Origin of the sequence: Naumannella cuiyingiana, assembly GCF_013408305.1 — a bacterium.
Lineage (GTDB): Bacteria > Actinomycetota > Actinomycetes > Propionibacteriales > Propionibacteriaceae > Naumannella > Naumannella cuiyingiana.
Window position 1 is genome coordinate 79,815 of sequence record NZ_JACBZS010000001.1, and the last position, 16,670, is coordinate 96,484.

Sequence of the window (16,670 nt, forward strand, 5' to 3'; positions counted from 1 at the left end):
TCGACCCGCGGCCCGGGAGTTTCACACCCGCGCCGGTCAGCCGCCCACCCCCGGCGGTCGCGGCCCGGTGTAGTCCGGGCCGTAGGCGCCCGGCGCGGGCCGCCGCTTGCGCGGCGGTGCCGTGACGCCCGGGGCCAGCCGCCGCGCCGTGACCAGGAAGCCGGTGTGACCGGTGGCGGCGTGACCGGGCCGGATGGCCAGTCCCTCGGCGTGCCAGGGCCGCAGCGAGGACTCGGTCGCCTCCGGCTCGGTGAAGCCGGTGTGGGCGCGCAGCGTCTCCACGATCCGGCCGAGCTGGGTCGTGGTGGCGACATAGGCGCAGAACACGCCGCCCGGCTCCAGCGCGTCGGCCACCGCGGGTACGCAGTCCCACGGCGCGAGCATGTCCAGGATCGCCCGGTCGACCGGTTCCGGGCCGAGATCGGTGGCCAGGTCGCCGAGGCGTACCTGCCAGTTGTCGGGGCGTACGCCGAAGAAGTTCGTCACATTCCGCTCGGCGATCTCGGCGAAGTCGCCGCGACGCTCGTAGGAGTACAGGGTCCCGGTCGGGCCGATCGCGCGCAGCAGCGACATGCTCAGCGCGCCCGAACCGACACCGGCCTCGACCACCCGGGCGCCCGGGAAGATGTCGGCCGCCATCAGGATCTGCGCGGCGTCCTTGGGGTAGACCACCGCGGCACCGCGCTTCATGGTGACCGTGAACTCGGCGAGCAGCGGGCGCAGCGCTAGGTACTGCACGCCTCCGGTGGACGTCACCAGCACGCCCTCCGGGCCGCCGATCAGGTCGTCGTGGGCGATCGCGCCCTTGGCCGTGTGGAAGGAGCGCCCGGCCTCCAGCAGCACCGAGTGCCGCCGGCCCTTCGGGTCGTGCAGCGTCACCCGGTCCCCCGCCGCCAGCGGGCCCCGCCCGACCCCCGCCAGCGGGCGCCCCGGTCCGTTCGTGTGCTCGGACGAAACTTCGTCGGTCACCAGCGAAACCCCCAGACGGCAAGTTGTCCGCCGGGCCCGAGGTAGGCCCGGCCGGTGGTCGAGATACCCGGCCCCATCCAGGTGTCGCGGTCCTCGCGCCACAGCGGCAACACGGTGGCGTCGCGGGCGGAGAGCACCTGCAGGTCGGCCAGCACTGCCCGCCGGTCGGCCAGCGTCGCCGCCGCGCCCAGCCGGGCCGCGAGCGCGCGGGCCTCGTCGGCCGATTCCGGCAGGGGCGCCGCCAGCCAGGGCAGCAACTGGGCGATCGGGCTGTCGGTCGCCGGTTCCGGCGAGCCCAGCCACAGGTCGGCTCGCCGCTCGTCGGGCTGGACCAGCACGTCGAACCCGGCCCCCCGCAACGCGGCGGACACCCGCTCGGCGCGCAGCGCCTCGTCGGCGACGTCGTTGTCGAAGCCGAGGCTGACCCGAACCGGCGGGCCGGTCCGCGGCTCGGTCGCGTCGCCGAACACGGCCCGGTAGCCGGGCGCGTCCGGCGGCAGCAAGGAGAAGTCGGTCCGCAGCGGGGTGACCGCGTCGGCCACCCGGCCGCGCAACTCGGCGTCGGCGCGCAGGGCCGAGCGGGGCGACCAGGCGAGCGTCCACGAACGCCCGGCCGGCTCGACCAGGCGGCGGAATCCGTCCCGGGTGGTGCCGAGCGGATTCGCCTCGACCTGCACGCCCAGCGCGCCCTCCTGCTGTTCGTCGAGGCCGCCCCAGACGACATCGACCTCGGCATTGGTCATCGCATTGCGCAAGAACTCGCTCGCCTCGTAGCGCTGGATGCTGAGCCGCTCCTGGCCCGAGGGCGCGAATCCGACATAGTCGGGGTAGGCGGTGAAGCCGACGCGGTGCTCGGTGATGATCTCCATCCGGTACGGCCCGCTGCCCACCGCGAGCTGGCTGGCCGGGCGGACCCGATCCGGCCGGTAGGCGGCCGGGCTGACCAGCGAGGCGACCGGTGCGGCGAGGGCGTACCCGAACTGATTGTCCGGCCGGCTCAGCCGGAAGACGACGGTGTCGGGGCCCGTCTCGATGCCCGCCAGCGCGGCGAAGAGTGTGCGCGCCTCGCCGGTGTCGTCGAGGGCGATCGCCCGCTCGATGCTGAACTTCACCGCCGCGGGGTCGACCGGCGTACCGTCGATGAACTCCAGGCCCTCCACCAGGGTGCACCGATAGCTCACCGGGGTCCGATAGACGCAATTGGCCGCGTCGGGTTTCAGCAGCCCGTCGCCGGGATCCAGCGCGAGCAGGCGCTGGAAACTGGCCAGCACCATGGCGTCGGACATGCCGACCCCGTTGGCCGCGGGATCGAGCCGGTTGAACGGTTCGGTGACACCGACGGTGAACGCCTTGCGCTCGGGGTGGCCCGGCTGGTTACCGGCCCAGGTACACGACGCGAGCAGCGTGGCGGCGGCGGTGAGCGCGACCAGGCGGGCGGCGAGGCGCCGCGCGCGGCTCATGACGCGCCGGCGACCAGCCGGGCCATGGCCTCCGCGTCCAGGCCGGCCAGGGTGTCGATCACCACCCGGCGCGGCTGCGCGGGCAGGGCGACCAGGTGCCGGATCCCGACGACGACGGCGCCCGCGGCATTGCCCGACGCCGCGCCCGGCACGGAATCCTCCAGCACGACGCAGTCGGCGGCCGACACCCCGAGCCGGTGGGCCGCGGTCAGGTAGGGCTCCGGGTGGGGCTTGCCGTGGGTCACGTCGTCCCCGGCCACCACGGTGGCGAAGGTGTCCGGCGCCAACCGGTCCAGCACGGCGTCCAGGATCACCCGGTACGACGCCGACACCAGCGCGGACGGTACGCCCGCCGCGGCGAAGGAGGCGAGCAGCTCCCGGGCCCCGGGGCGCCACGGGATGTCGTGCTCGCGGATGTGCGCCACCACCCGGGTCACCAACTCATCGACCACCCCGGCCGGCGTCCAGCCGTGCCCCGGACCGAGCTGGGCGTCGAGCACCGACACGATGTAGCGCCCCGAGTCGAGCAGCGCGTTGCCGACCAGCCGCTCGGCGTCCTGATCGGTCCAGCGCACGCCGAGCCGGTCGGCAAGGGCGTACTGGGCCTGCACCCAGACGGGCTCGGTGTCGACCAGCGTCCCGTCGAAATCCCACAGCGCGGCGGCGGGTGGCCGTGCCGGGACGGGCGGCCGCTCGGCGGCGGCCTGCGAGGCTGACATGTTCATCGGCGTCATCTTCCCAAACCCGTCGCCGTCCGGACAAAAGCGCCGCCCGTGGGCCGCGTGAGCAACAATGGCCCGGTGAGCCCGCAACCCGATCGCACCGCCGAACTGACCGACGCCCTGCTGCGCCGGGTGATGCTCTTCGACGGCGCCATGGGTGTCACCATCCAGGGCCTCGGGCTGACCGAGTCCGACTTCCGCGGGGAGCGGTTCGCCGACTGGCCGGTCGACCTGCAGGGCAACAACGACCTGCTCAGCCTGACCCGCCCCGACGTGATCGAGCGGATCCACCGCGACTTCCTGGAGGTCGGCGCCGACTTCATCTCCACCAACACCTTCAACGCCCAGGCGATCTCGCTCGCCGACTACGCGATGTCTGACCTGGCCCGCGAGTTCAATGTCGCCTCCGCGCGGCTGGCCCGCGCCGCAGCGGATGCGTACTCCACGCCGGAGCGTCCCCGCTATGTCCTGGGCGCTCTCGGCCCGACCAACCGGACCGCGTCCATCTCCCCGGACGTGAACGACCCCGGCGCGCGCAATATCGGCTTCGCCGAGCTGGTGGCCGCCTACCGGGAACAGGCCGAGGGGCTGGTCGAGGGCGGCGTGGACGCCTTGTTGATCGAGACGATCTTCGACACCCTGAACGCGAAGGCGGCGATCTTCGCGCTGGAGGAACTGTTCGCCGAGCACGGCCGCCGCTGGCCGGTGATCATTTCGGGCACCATCACCGACGCGTCGGGGCGCACCCTGTCCGGGCAGACCGTCGAGGCCTTCTGGAACTCGGTACGCCACGCGCGCCCGCTCGCCGTCGGCCTGAACTGCGCCCTGGGTGCCGCCGAGGTGCGGCCCTGGCTGGCCGAGCTGTCCCGGGTCGCCGACTGCTTCGTCTCGGCGTACCCCAATGCGGGCCTGCCGAACGCCTTCGGCGAGTACGACGAGTCGCCGGAGCAGATGGCGCAGGTGATCGGATCGTTCGCCACCGACGGGCTGGTCAACATCGTCGGCGGCTGCTGCGGCACCACCGCCGAGCACATCGCCGCGTTCGCCGAACAGGTGGCCGGCACCGTGCCGCGCGAGGTGCCCGAGGCCGGGCCGGCGCTGCGGCTGTCCGGGCTGGAGCCGCTGAACGTCACCGATGAGTCGCTGTTCGTCAACATCGGCGAGCGGACCAATGTGACCGGCTCGGCCCGGTTCAAGAAGTTGATCACCGCCGGCGACTACGACACCGCGCTGGAGGTCGCCCGCCAGCAGGTCGAGGCCGGCGCGCAGGTGATCGACATCAACATGGACGAGGGCATGCTCGACGGCGTGGCCGCGATGGACCGGTTCTGCAAGCTGGTCGCCTCCGAGCCCGACATCTCTCGGGTGCCGATCATGGTCGATTCCTCCAAGTGGGAGGTGATCGAGGCCGGGCTGCGCTGCATCCAGGGCCGGGCGATCGTGAACTCGATCTCGCTGAAGGAGGGCGAGGAGCCGTTCCTCGAGCACGCGCGGCTGTGCCAGCGCTACGGCGCCGCGGTCGTCGTGATGTGCTTCGACGAGCAGGGTCAGGCCGACAACTACGCCCGCCGGATCGAGATCGCCGAGCGGGCGTACCGGCTGCTGACCGAGATCGGCTTCGCCGGCACCGACATCATCATCGACCCGAACATCTTTGCCGTCGCGACCGGCATCGAGGAACACGCCGAGTACGGGCGCGACTTCATCGAGGCGACCCGCTGGATCACGCAGAACCTGCCCGGCGTCTCCGTCTCCGGCGGCGTGTCCAATGTGTCGTTCTCCTTCCGCGGCAACAACCCCGTGCGCGAGGCGATCCACGCGGTCTTCCTCTACCACGCCATCGAGGCCGGAATGGACGCCGGCATCGTCAACGCCGGCCAGCTCGCCGTCTACGACGAGGTCGACCCGGAGCTGCGGGAGCGGATCACCGACGTGATCTTGAACCGGCGGCCCGACGCCACCGAGCGGCTGCTGGAGATCGCCGGCGATTACGCCGCCGACGGCGCGGCCGCCGAGCAGCGCACCGAGGAGTGGCGCGAGCTGCCCGTGGCCGAGCGGATCACGCACGCCCTGGTGAAGGGCATCGACGCCCACATCGAGGCCGACACCGAGGAACTGCGGGCGGAGCTGGCCGGGCAGGGGCGACGGCCGATCGAGGTGATCGAGGGGCCGCTGATGGACGGGATGAACGTCGTCGGCGACCTGTTCGGCGCCGGCAAGATGTTCTTGCCGCAGGTGGTGAAGTCGGCGCGGGTGATGAAGAAGGCCGTCGCGCATCTGGTGCCGTTCATCGAGGCCGAGACCGACGAGGGCGCGCCCAGCAAGGGCAAGATCGTGTTGGCCACCGTGAAGGGCGATGTGCACGACATCGGCAAGAACATCGTCGGCGTGGTGCTGCAGTGCAACAACTACGACGTGGTCGACCTCGGGGTGATGGTGCCGGCCGAGCGGATCCTGGACGCCGCCGCCGACGAGCGCGCGGACGTGATCGGCCTGTCCGGGTTGATCACGCCGTCACTGGACGAGATGGTCCGCTTCGCCGCCGAGCTGGAGCGGCGTGGCCTGCAGACTCCCCTGCTGATCGGCGGGGCGACGACCTCGCGCGCCCACACCGCGGTCAAGGTCGCGCCCGAATACTCCGGACCGGTGGTCTGGGTCAAGGACGCCTCCCGGTCGGTGCCGACCGTGTCCCGGCTGTTGTCGGCCGAGCAGCGGCCGGCGCTGCTCGACGAGGTCGCCACCGACTATGCGGCGCTGCGCGAGCGGCACGCCGGCAAGGCGGAGAAGAAGCTGTTGGCGTACCCGGATGCGCGAAGCGACGCCTCGCCGATCGACTGGTCCGGCTACACCCCGCCCGTGCCGCAGCTCGCGGCGGACGGCCAGCCGGTGATCAAGGAGCTGATCGATCACCCGCTGACCGATCTGGTCGACTACATCGACTGGTCGCCGTTCTTCGCCGCCTGGGAACTGCGCGGCCGCTTCCCCGACATCTTGAACAACCCGGCCAGCGGCGAGGCGGCGCGCAAGCTCTATGCCGACGCGCGGGCCATGCTCGACCGGCTGATCGCCGACGGGTCGCTGCGCGCGAACGGTGTGGTCGGCTTCTTCCCGGCGAATGCGGTGGGCGACGACATCGAGGTGTACGCCGATGCCGGCCGCGGGCGGCGGCTCGAACTGCTGCACCACCTGCGCCAGCAGGGCGAGCACCGGCCGGGCGTACCGCATCGCAGCCTGGCCGACTTCGTCGCGCCCCGGGCGAGCGGGCTGACCGACTGGGTCGGCGGGTTCGCGGTCAGCGCGGGCTTCGGCGCGGCGGAGGCCGCGGCCCGCTACAAGGAACAACTGGACGACTACAACGCGATCTTGTTGGAGTCGCTGGCCGATCGGCTGGCCGAGGCCTTCGCCGAGCGGATGCACGAGTTGGTGCGCACGCAGTGGTGGGGGTACGCCCCGGCCGAGCGGCTGGGCAACGAGGAGCTGATCGCCGAACGCTACCGCGGGATCCGGCCCGCGCCCGGCTACCCGGCCTGCCCCGACCACACCGAGAAGGCGACGCTGTGGCGGCTGCTCGGCGTACAGCAGCGGACCGGCATCGAGCTGACCGAGTCGATGGCGATGTGGCCGGCGGCGGCGGTCTCGGGCTGGTACTTCGCCCATCCCGACAGCCAGTACTTCGTGGTCGGCCGCCTCGGCGCGGATCAGGTCGCCGACTACGCCCAACGCAAGGGCTGGAGCCTTGCCGAGGCCGAGCGCTGGCTCGCCCCGAACCTCGGCTATCGGCCCGAGCCCGTGCCCGTCGGCTGAGCAGGTCCCGGGGCGTGGCCGCACGGACTGTTCGGGCGGCAGGCGATGGCTGCCAACACCGGGCAACGTCTCGCGATCGGCTCGGGTTCCCGAACGGGCAACTACAGTGGCGGGCATGGCAGAACATCGCCCCGAGCTGAGGGACCTGCACGACCCGGTCGTGGTGATGGCCTTCTCCGGTTGGAACGACGCGGCGAGCGCCGCGAGTTCCTGCCTGGAGCACCTGCGGGACACGCTCGGGGCGGAGCAGGCGTTCGCTATCGACGGCGAGGACTTCTACGACTTCCAGGTGAACCGGCCGACGGTACGCCGGGACTCCCCGACCGAGGCCATCCACAGTTGGCCCGAGACCACCGTCAGCGTGGCCCGGGTGGCCGGCGGCAGCGGCGAGACGCGTGACCTGGTTCTGGTCACCGGGCCGGAGCCGAACCTGCGCTGGCGCGGCTTCACCCGGCTGGTGATGTCGGCCCTGCGCAGCGCCCAGCCGTCCGTCGTGGTGATGCTCGGCGCGCTGTTGTCGGATTGCCCGCACACCCGGCCGGTGCCGGTCTCGGGCAGCACGGTGCATCCCGATCTGCTCGAGCGGCACGGGCTCGACCTGCCGGACTACGAGGGGCCGACCGGGATCGTCGGGTTGCTCTCGGAGGCGTGCAGCGAGGCGGGCTGGCCGACGGTGAACCTGTGGGCGGCGGTCCCGCACTATGTCGCGCACCCGCCCTGCCCGAAGGCGACGCTGGCGCTGCTCAGCCGGTTGGAGGACGTGATCGACCTGCCGCTGGAGGTCGGCGAGCTGCCGGAGATGGCCCGGGCATGGCAGCGCGGCGTGGACGAGCTGGCGGCCGAGGACGGCGAGATCGCGGAGTACGTGACGCAGCTCGAGGAGAGCCAGGACGCCGACGGACTGCCCGAGGCCAGCGGGGACGCGATCGCCGCCGAGTTCCAGCGCTACCTGCGCCGCCGCGACGCCTGAACATCGCGCGTCAGCCGACGGGCGTACGCGCCTTCCAGTAACCGAACACGCAGGTGGAGGCGGGCGGTCGCCGCAGCACCCGCCACAGATGGTTGCGGGCCGCCCGGCAACCCGCCGACTCGCCGGCGCCCCAGACATAGGTGTCGGCGGGCAGCTCCGCCACCTGATCGACGACCGCCCGCGCCAGCGCCGCGCCCTGACCGGGGAACGGCACGTGCAGCCACCGCAGGTCCAGCGCCGCGGGGCTGGTCAGCGGCAGTTCATCGGCGTTGCCGGGAACGATCCCGACCACCCGGAAGCGTTCGTCCGGGGCGGCCTCCGCCAGGATCCGGCCCGCCGCCGGCAGCCCGCTGAGGTCGGTGACCAACAGCCGATCCACGGCCCCGGCGGGCGGGCGGTAGCTGCCGAAGGCGGGCGACAGGGCCACGCCCGACCGGCCCGGCGCGGCCTGTCGGGCCCAGTCGGCGGCGACGCCTCGCCCGTGCAGGACGAAGTCGAGGTCGATCTCGCCGCGGGCCCGGTCCAGTCGCCGAATGGTGTAGTTGCGCATCGGCGCCGACTCCGCCGGGTCGCGGCCGGTCCGCCCGATCACCGGTCGCTCGCGGCCGGGGTCGGGAAACAGCACCCGGCAGTAGTCGTCGGCCAGCCCTTCGGCCCGGTAGCCCCGCACGCCTTCGCCGGTCAGGGTGATCCGTTGCAGGTGCGGCCCGATCCGGCTGGACGCGCGTACCGTCGCCTCGACCCAGCTCATCGAGCGGCCGGCACGCTCACCCGGCCACCTCGGCGCGCAGCAGGTCGACCATCGCGGCCGGATCGTCGGCATTGAACACGGCGGAGCCGGCGACGAAGACATTCGCCCCGGCCTCGGCGCAGCGCTCGATCGTCTCGGGGCCGACGCCGCCGTCGACCTGCAACCAGATGTCGCGGTCGCCGAGCAGCTCGCGGGTGCGGGTGATCTTGGGCAGGCACAGGTCAAGGAACTTCTGACCGCCGAAGCCCGGCTCGACGGTCATGATCAACACCATGTCGACCTCGCCGAGGATGTCGCGGTAGCCGTCGATGTCGGTCGCCGGGTTGAGCGCCATGCCTGCCCGGGCGCCGATCCGGCGCAGCTCGCGGGCGAGGCGGATGGGCGCCTTGGCGGCCTCGATGTGGAAGGTCACCGACTCGGCCCCGGCCTCGGCATAGGACGGCGCCCAGCGGTCCGGGTCGGTGATCATCAGGTGGATGTCGAGGAACTGGTCGGTCGCCTTGCGGATCGACTCGACGACCGGCAATCCGACGGTCAGGTTGGGGACGAAGTCGTAGTCCATCACGTCGATGTGCAGCCCGTCGGCATTCGCGACCGCGTCGATGTCGCGCTGCAGGTTGGCGAAATCGGCACTGAGCAGGCTCGGGGTGATCATCGTCTCCACCCCGGCAGGTTAGCGGTTGCGCGCCGGCTCAGCCGGTCGCGCGCTTGCGCAGCAGCGCGATGAACATCGCGTCGGTGCCGTCGCGGTGCGGCCAGAGCTGGACGCGACCGTCCGGGCCGGTCGCCGCGGGCGCCTCGGGCAGCTCCGCGCGGACCGGCTCGGCGTCGGCGCGGGCGGCCAGCACGGCGTCCAGGACCTCGGCGGTCTCGGCGCGATGCGGGGAGCAGGTGACGTAGGCGACCAGGCCGCCCGGCTCGGCGAGGTCCAGCGCCGAGCCGAGCAAGGTCTCCTGCAGCGGCCGCAGCGCGGCGATGTCCTCCGGGTCGCGCCGCCAGCGCGCCTCCGGGCGCCGGCGTAGCGCGCCCAGGCCGGAGCAGGGGACGTCGGCGAGGACCCGGGCGAAGCTGCCCGCGGCCCAGGGCGGCGCGGTGCCGTCGGCGACGACCACCTCCGGCGGCGACGGGTACGCCCGGAGCGCCCGCTCCACCAGCCGGACCCGGTGCGGTTGCGGCTCGGCCGCGATCAACTCGTCGCCGCGCTCGCGGGCCAGCCCGGCGAGCAGCGCCGCCTTCCCGCCCGGACCCGCACACAGGTCGAGCCAGCGCCCGGCCGGCGCGTCTCCTCGGGCCAGCGCGAGCGCGACGAGCTGCGAGCCCGGGTCCTGGACCCCGACGCGGCCCTCGCGTACCCCGGGAGCAGCCGAGGGATCACCGGACCAGCGCGCCCCGAACGGGGCGATCGGGTCGAGCGCGGCGCCCGCGGCGACCAGCTCGTCGACCTCGGCCAGCCCTGGGCGCACCGTCAGCCAGGTCTGCGGCGGGGCATTGTTGGCCTCGAGCGCGGCCACCAGTTCGTCTGCCGGCAGCAGGTCGGCATAGGCCTGCACGATCCAGCGCGGGTGGTGCGTGCGGATCGCGATCGCGCCCAGCTCGTCCTCCCCGGCGCTCAGCAGCTCGGTCCAGGCCGGCAGGTCGCGCGCGGCGATCTTGCGCATCACCGCGTTCACCAGGCCGGTCACCCGCTCGCCGACCTCCACCCCGGCCAGGTCGACGCTGGCGGCGACGGCCGCGTGGTCCGGCACCCGCATGGCCAGGGCCTGGTGGGCGCCGAGGCGAAGCACGTCGAGCAGCGGCGGGTCGAACTCGCCCGGCGCGCGACCCGAGGCCGCCTCGATGATCAGGTCGTAGCTGCCCAGCGCCCGCAGCGTGCCGTTGGTCAGCTCGGTCGCGAAGGCGGCATCGCGCCCGGACACCCCCGCGCCGCGCAGTGCCTCGGGCAGCACCAGGTTGGCGTACGCATCGTGTTCGGACACCTCACGCAGCGTCCGGTACGCCGCGCGCCGCGCCGGATCGATCCGGCGCCGGCCGTGGCTGCGGCGCCGGGCCGGTCCGCGCCGCTCAGCCATCGAACCGCTCACCGGCGGCGAGTCCGGCGCCGCGGGCCCAGTCGGGGGCGGGCATCGCGCGCTTGCCGGGCGGCTGCACGGTGATCAACTCCAGCGGTCGGGTCCCGGTGCCGGCGAGCACCCGGCCACGTTCGATCCGCAGCTCGCCCGGCGGAAGTTGATCACCACCGACCATGCGCGCCCGGATGATCTTGAACCGCTCGCCGCGCAGGGTGGTCCAGGCGCCGGGCGCGGGCGAGCACGCCCGGATCTGCCGGTCGAGGCGGTCGTCGGGGTCGGCCCAGTCGAGCCGCGCGTCACCGGTGTCGATCTTGGGCGCGCGGGTCGCGCCGTCGGCGGGCTGCGGGACCGGGCGCTCCCCCGCGGCGATCGCGTCGAGGGTCTCGACCAGCAGGCCGGCGCCGTCGACGGCCAGTCGGTCCAGCAGTTCGCCGGCGGTCTCCTCCGCGCCGACCGGCGTGCGCAGGGTCCGATAGATCGGGCCGGCGTCCAGCTCGCGGACCAGGGAGAACGTGCAGGCGCCCGTCTCGGCGTCTCCGGCCAGGATCGCGTGCTGGACGGGCGCCGCGCCGCGCCAGCGCGGAAGCAGGGAGAAGTGCAGGTTGACCCAGCCCCGCTCGGGAATGTCGATCACCTGCTGTGGGACCAGCGCGCCGTAGGCGACCACCGGAACGCAGTCCGGCGCGAGCTCTGTCAGGCGGGCGACGAACTCCGGGTCGCGGGGATGGCCGGGCCTGAGCACCGGCAGTCCCAGCTCGTCCGCGCGGGCGGCCACGGGGCTGGCGCGCAGCTTCTTGCCGCGCCCGGCCGGGGCGTCGGGCCGGGTGATCACGCCGAGCAGCTCGTGTCCGGATGCGGCGACCGCGTCCAGGGAGGGGACGGCGACCTCGGGGGTTCCGGCAAGCAGCAGGCGCACCTCGCCATCCTAGGAGCCGCAACCAGCCCAGAAGCCGGACCACCCGCGCCCGAGCCACAGGCGAGCGGAATGCCCTTGCCCGCACCGCGCGGCGGTGGTTGGCTCGCGGCATGCCCGCCGACGCACCCACCATCCTCGCCACGTCCGGGGGCATCGGCCCGGGCACGCGTACCCGATGGGAGTTCACCGCCCTCACCCGTCATGCGGTGGACCTGTCCGGTGTCGCGGGTACGCCAAGGGTCTGCTTCCTCGCCACGGCCGGCGGCGACGACTCGGCCTATCTCGTGAACTTCTACACCGCCGCCCAGGCGGCCGGGTTCTCGCCCAGCCATCTCGCGCTGTTCCCGATGCCGAACGTCGCCGAACCTGCGGAGCTGCTGCTCGACCAGGACGTGATCTTCGTCGGCGGCGGCAGCGTCGCCGGGTTGCTGGCCCCGTGGCGGATGCACGGGGTCGACGCGGCGATGCATGCCGCCTGGCGCGCCGGCGTGGTGCTCACCGGAGTCTCCGCGGGTTCGCTGTGCTGGCACGCCGGCGGGACCACGGACTCGTTCGGCCCGCGCCTGCGCGCCGTGACCGACGGGCTGGGCTTCCTGCCGTACGCCAACGGCGTGCACCACGACTCCGAGCCGCAGCGCCGCCCGCTGTTCCAGCGGCTGATCGCGGACGGCACCCTGCCGGGCGGGTACGCCACCGACGACGGCGCCGGGCTGCTCTACCGCGACACCGAGCTGGTCGAGGCGCTCAGCGAGGAGCCCGGCCGCTACGCCTACCGGGTCGATCCCGGCGGCGACGGCACCGCCACCGAGGAGCGGCTGGACACCCGCCTGCTCCGCTGAGGCCCGCGCCCCTCACTCCATCACCAGCGGGTCGATCCGAACCCGCGTCGCGCCCGCCGCCTTGCGCGCGCTGCGGATGCCCTGGGCCTCCCGCAGCAACCGCGCCAGCTCCTCGCCGGCACCGCGCGGCACCCGCAGGGTGAGCCGCTGCAGCTCGCCACCGTCGGGCAGCTCCCCGACCGCGACCGGGCCGAGCACCTCCGCCCCGGCGGGCAGCTCGTCGCGGATCGGGTCGAGCAGCTCGCCGATCGCCGCCCCGCCGCCCTCCAGGGTCGCCACCCGGGCCCCGGGCGGCAGGTGCGCCTCCGCCCGCTCGGCGAGCTCGCGGCGGGCGAATCCGGCGGGATCGAGGCGGACCAGCGCCTGCAGGGCACGCGCCTCGGGCGGCCCGACGGCGAGCACCGTGCCGCCGTCACCGGCCGGTCGGACGAGGGCCGCCGCGTTCAGCCACCGCCGCAGCGCCTCCTCCCCGGCCCGCAGATCCGGCCGGGCGAGCAGCGCGGTGGCATCGACGAGCACCGCCGCGGCGTACCCCCCGGCGGCGACCGGTTCGGCACCGGGCGTCGCCACGACCAGGGCCGGCTCGTCGTCCACGGCCGCTACCACCTTGTTCCCCGAGGACCTGATCACCCGGGTGTTGGGGAAGGCGCGGCCGAGCTCCTCGGCCAGCCGGGTCGCACCGACCACGGGCGCCCGCCAGCGGGTCTCCCCGCACTGCGGGCAGTGCCAACCGGGGAGGATTCGGCCGCACCAGCCGCAGTCCAGCCGGTCGCCCGCCTCGGCCCGCACCGGTCCCGCGCAGTGCGGGCAGCGCAGCGGGCTGCGGCACTGCGCACAGACCAGCCCGAGCCGATAGCCCGCCCGCGGTACCTGGACCAGGACCGGCCCCTGCGGCAGCGCCCGGCGTACCACCTCGAAGGTGTCGTGCGGCAGGCGGGCGGCCCGGGCGGCCGGATCGCGGGCGAGCGCGCGGTCGGTGTCGGCCGCGATCCGGACCAGCGGCGCGACCCGGCGCACCGTGCCCCGCGGCTGCGCCAGCGGGGTGAGCCAGCCCGTCTGCACCAATTGCTCGATCTCGGCGCTGCGCCCGTAGCCGGCGAGGACGACCGCGGTCCGGTCCCCCGCCGCCCGCAACGCCAGCACCTCGCGCGTGTGCGGATAGGGCGCTCGCGGCTCGGCCAGCAGGTCGTCGCCGTCGTCCCACAGCGCCACCAGGCCCAGGTCGCGGACGGGCGCATAGGCGGCCGCCCGGGTGCCGATCACCACCCGGACCTCACCGCGGGAGACCCGGAGGAACTCCCGGTAGCGGGCCGACGGGCCCAGCTCGGCGGTCAACCGGGCGAAGCCGTCCGGCCCGAAGCGGGCGGCGCAGGCGCGCGCCAACCGATCGAGGTCGCGGTGATCAGGAACGACGATGATCGCGCCGCGCCCGGCCCGCCGGGTCGCGGCGGCGGCCTCGGCCAGCCCGCCCGCCCAGTCGCCGTCCGGCCCCGCGGTCGGGGTCACCTGCCAGTACGCGCGGGGGTTCTCCCCGCGGGCCAGCGCCTCGGCGAGCTCGCGCCCCGTCGGGTAGCGGTCGAGGACCGACGGCGCATCGGCCGGCGCCGGGTCCGCCTCGGCGCTCCGCTCGGCCTTCTCGGTGGCGGCGTGCCGGGGCGGCACGGCCAGCCGCGAGACATCGGCGAAGGTGCCGGCGTAGTGATCGGCGACGCGGCGGATCAGCGCGGCCACCTGCGGGGTGAGCACCGGCTCGGCAGACGTCACCGCGTGCAGCGGTGCGAGCCTACCCTCGTGATCGGTCTGCTCGGTTCGCTCGAGGACGAACCCGTCGCGCAGCCGGCCGGCGAAGCGGACCCGGACCCGCGCGCCGACCACGGCGGCGGCGTCCTGCTCGTCGGTGACCGCATAGTCGAACGGGCGGTCCAGGTGCGGCAGGGACACGTCCACCGCCACCCTGGCCACCCGCGCCGATGCCGGCCGGGGCGCCGGGATCAGGGCGGCTGGTTCGGTCACCGGGTCATGGTAGGCGCGGTATCCGACGGACACGACCGGCCGCGGGCCCGGCGATCACTAGGGTGAGCGCACGGCCGGCAGACGAGCGAAGGAGCCAGATGCGGACGTGGGGCGTGGCGCGGCGAGATCATTCCGTGGACGACATCGTGACGGTGGCGCGGGCGGCCGAATCGGCCGGCGCGAGCTACCTGCTGTTGCCGGAGACCGGCCTGAGCGGCGACGAGGGGCGCGACCCGTTCCTGGTCGCCGCGGCGGCGCTCACCGCCACGGAGCGGCTGGTGGTGGCGACGGCGGTCGCGGTCGCACCCGCCCGGCCGGCCCGGCTGACCGCGGTCCAGGCCGCCACGCTCGCCGAGTTGTCCGGTGGTCGGTTCGTGCTCGGCCTCGGGACCTCACATCACCGCGTGCTCGAGCGGCTCGGTCTGCCGATCCCGGAGCGCCCCCTGAGCGAGTTGCGCGACTATGTCGCCGCGGTCCGCGACAATCGGCCGGCCTTCGGCTCGGCGACGCCGATCTGGATCGGCGCGCTCGGCCCCAAGATGATCGAGTTCGCGGTCACCGACACAGACGGCGTCGTGCTGAACTGGCTCACCCCCGAGACCGCCGCCGCGCCCGCCGCGCTGGCCCGCGACGGCGGCGCCGAGAGTGCGCTGATCATGCGCACCGGGCCGTACGCGAAGGTCTCCGGCGATGCCGCCGCCTATCTCGCGATGCCGAACTACGCCCGGCAGTTCGCCCGGATCCAGATCACCGAGCCCGAGCAGCTCGTCGCGCAGACCTGCGTCTCCGAGCCCGACGACGCGCTGATCGTGGAGCGCCTGCACGCCTACGCCGATGCCGGGATCAGCATCCCGTGTGTCTACCCCGTCGGCAGGGACGCCGACGCGACGGGTGGCCTGCTCGCCCGCGTGGGCCGCCGGCTCGCCTGACTCGCGCGGGACAACCGTGACCGGTCCTGCGCTCAGCCGCGGACGGCCGCGGCGAGCGTGTCGGCGTACGGCGTCTGCTCCCAGGTGAACTCGGGCAGCTCGCGACCGAAGTGCCCGTAGGCCGCCGTGCGGGCATAGATCGGGCGGCGCAGGTCGAGCTGCTCGATGATCGCCGCCGGGCGAAGATCAAAGGTCTCCCGGACCGCGGCCTCGATCTGGCCGACCGGCACCTTCTCGGTGCCGAAGCAGTCCAGATAGAAGCCGACCGGATGTGCGCGACCGATGGCATAGGCCACCTGGACCTCGCAGCGCTCGGCCAGCCCCGCGGCGACGACATTCTTGGCGACCCAGCGCATCGCGTAGGCGGCCGAGCGATCGACTTTCGACGGGTCCTTGCCCGAGAACGCGCCGCCCCCGTGCCGGGCCATCCCGCCGTAGCTGTCGACGATCACCTTGCGCCCGGTCAGTCCGGCATCGCCCATCGGGCCGCCGATCTCGAAGCGCCCGGTCGGGTTCACATACAGCTTGTAGTCGTGGTGGGTCAGGTCGAACGCCTCCAGCACCGGCTTCACCACCTGCTCGCGCAGGTCCGGCGTCAACAGATTCGCCAGGTCGATGTCGGCGGCGTGCTGGGAGCTGATCACGACGGTGTCCAGGCGTACCGGCCGGTCGCCGTCGTACTCGACCGTCACCTGGGTCTTGCCGTCCGGGCGCAGATAGGGCACCTCGCCGCTCTTGCGCACGTCGGCGAGCCGCTCGGCCAGCCGGTGCGCCAGCGTGATCGGCAGCGGCATCAGCTCCGGGGTCTCGGTGCTCGCGTAGCCGAACATCAGGCCCTGGTCGCCGGCGCCGAGCAGGTCGTAGGACTCCGCGGACCCGTCGCGGGCCTCCTCCGCGCGATCCACGCCCTGGGCGATGTCCGGTGACTGCGCGCCGATGCTGACCTGCACCCCACACGATGCGCCGTCGAAGGACTTGTGCGAGGAGTCGTACCCGATCTCGAGTACCCGCTCGCGGACGATCCGGGGGATCTCGGCGTACGCCTCGGTGGTCACCTCGCCCGCCACCACGACCAGTCCGGTGGTCACCAGCGTCTCCACCGCCACCCGGCTGTTCGGGTCCTGCCGCAGCAGCTCGTCCAGCACGCTGTCGCTGATCTGGTCGGCGATCTTGTCCGGGTGCCCCTCGGTCACGGATTCGGACGTGAACAGTCGTCGGCTCATGCGCC

12 protein-coding genes and 1 pseudogene are annotated in these 16,670 nt (G+C 73.6%); 4 read left to right on the top strand and 9 right to left on the bottom strand.

Going from position 1 to position 16,670, the window contains the following annotated elements; genetic code table 11:
- Positions 1–36: 36 nt before the first annotated feature.
- The 3 genes and pseudogenes from GGQ54_RS16780 to GGQ54_RS00390 all read right to left on the bottom strand — a co-directional run.
- Positions 37–1,080: pseudogene (locus GGQ54_RS16780) on the bottom strand (tRNA (adenine-N1)-methyltransferase); the annotation flags it as partial.
- Entirely contained in the window at positions 966–2,429 is a 1,464-nt protein-coding gene (locus GGQ54_RS16785; RefSeq protein ID WP_246292494.1) for an ABC transporter substrate-binding protein, read from the bottom strand. The gene GGQ54_RS16785 and the pseudogene GGQ54_RS16780, both read right to left, overlap by 115 nt.
- Positions 2,426–3,154: an HAD family hydrolase gene (locus GGQ54_RS00390; RefSeq protein ID WP_246292496.1), complete on the bottom strand. Its 729-nt coding sequence runs from the start codon at positions 3,152–3,154 to the stop codon at positions 2,426–2,428. Before GGQ54_RS00390 ends, GGQ54_RS16785 begins: the two co-directional genes overlap by 4 nt.
- Before the next feature lie 75 nt (positions 3,155–3,229).
- Between GGQ54_RS00390 and metH the strand changes: the two genes are divergently transcribed.
- Positions 3,230–6,955, top strand: coding sequence for a methionine synthase (gene metH, locus GGQ54_RS00395; protein WP_343045801.1), 3,726 nt, complete (start codon positions 3,230–3,232; stop codon positions 6,953–6,955).
- 115 nt (positions 6,956–7,070) lie between these two features.
- Positions 7,071–7,925 carry a PAC2 family protein gene (locus GGQ54_RS00400; RefSeq protein ID WP_179443586.1) on the top strand — a complete coding sequence of 285 codons (855 nt, stop codon included), beginning with the start codon at positions 7,071–7,073 and terminating at the stop codon, positions 7,923–7,925.
- A gap of 10 nt (positions 7,926–7,935) precedes the next feature.
- Here GGQ54_RS00400 and GGQ54_RS00405 read toward each other — a convergent pair whose 3' ends face one another.
- Genes GGQ54_RS00405 through fmt form a run of 4 tightly spaced genes read right to left on the bottom strand, consistent with a single transcriptional unit; the run spans position 7,936 to position 11,661 of the window.
- Positions 7,936–8,676, bottom strand: a complete 741-nt coding sequence (locus GGQ54_RS00405; RefSeq protein WP_179443587.1) for a siderophore-interacting protein — start codon at positions 8,674–8,676, stop codon at positions 7,936–7,938.
- A 16-nt stretch (positions 8,677–8,692) separates the two neighbouring features.
- Positions 8,693–9,331 carry a ribulose-phosphate 3-epimerase gene (rpe, locus tag GGQ54_RS00410; RefSeq protein WP_218843922.1) on the bottom strand — a complete coding sequence of 213 codons (639 nt, stop codon included), beginning with the start codon at positions 9,329–9,331 and terminating at the stop codon, positions 8,693–8,695.
- Positions 9,332–9,368: 37 nt separating this feature from the next.
- Positions 9,369–10,745 (bottom strand): RsmB/NOP family class I SAM-dependent RNA methyltransferase, encoded by a 1,377-nt coding sequence (locus tag GGQ54_RS00415; RefSeq protein WP_179443589.1) that lies wholly within the window; start codon positions 10,743–10,745, stop codon positions 9,369–9,371.
- Positions 10,738–11,661, bottom strand: coding sequence for a methionyl-tRNA formyltransferase (gene fmt, locus GGQ54_RS00420; protein ID WP_179443590.1), 924 nt, complete (start codon positions 11,659–11,661; stop codon positions 10,738–10,740). Before fmt ends, GGQ54_RS00415 begins: the two co-directional genes overlap by 8 nt.
- A gap of 110 nt (positions 11,662–11,771) precedes the next feature.
- Between fmt and GGQ54_RS00425 the strand changes: the two genes are divergently transcribed.
- A complete protein-coding gene (locus GGQ54_RS00425; RefSeq protein WP_179443591.1) occupies positions 11,772–12,500 on the top strand; it encodes a Type 1 glutamine amidotransferase-like domain-containing protein in 729 nt (242 codons plus the stop codon).
- 12 nt (positions 12,501–12,512) lie between these two features.
- Here GGQ54_RS00425 and GGQ54_RS00430 read toward each other — a convergent pair whose 3' ends face one another.
- Entirely contained in the window at positions 12,513–14,513 is a 2,001-nt protein-coding gene (locus GGQ54_RS00430; RefSeq protein ID WP_179443592.1) for a primosomal protein N' family DNA-binding protein, read from the bottom strand.
- A gap of 98 nt (positions 14,514–14,611) precedes the next feature.
- Between GGQ54_RS00430 and GGQ54_RS00435 the strand changes: the two genes are divergently transcribed.
- Entirely contained in the window at positions 14,612–15,442 is an 831-nt protein-coding gene (locus GGQ54_RS00435) for an LLM class flavin-dependent oxidoreductase (protein WP_179443593.1), read from the top strand.
- A gap of 32 nt (positions 15,443–15,474) precedes the next feature.
- On the opposite strand, the gene metK is transcribed toward GGQ54_RS00435, so the two are convergent.
- On the bottom strand, positions 15,475–16,665 hold the full coding sequence (gene metK / locus GGQ54_RS00440; protein ID WP_179443594.1) for a methionine adenosyltransferase: 1,191 nt from the start codon (positions 16,663–16,665) through the stop codon (positions 15,475–15,477).
- Positions 16,666–16,670 lie beyond the last annotated feature (5 nt).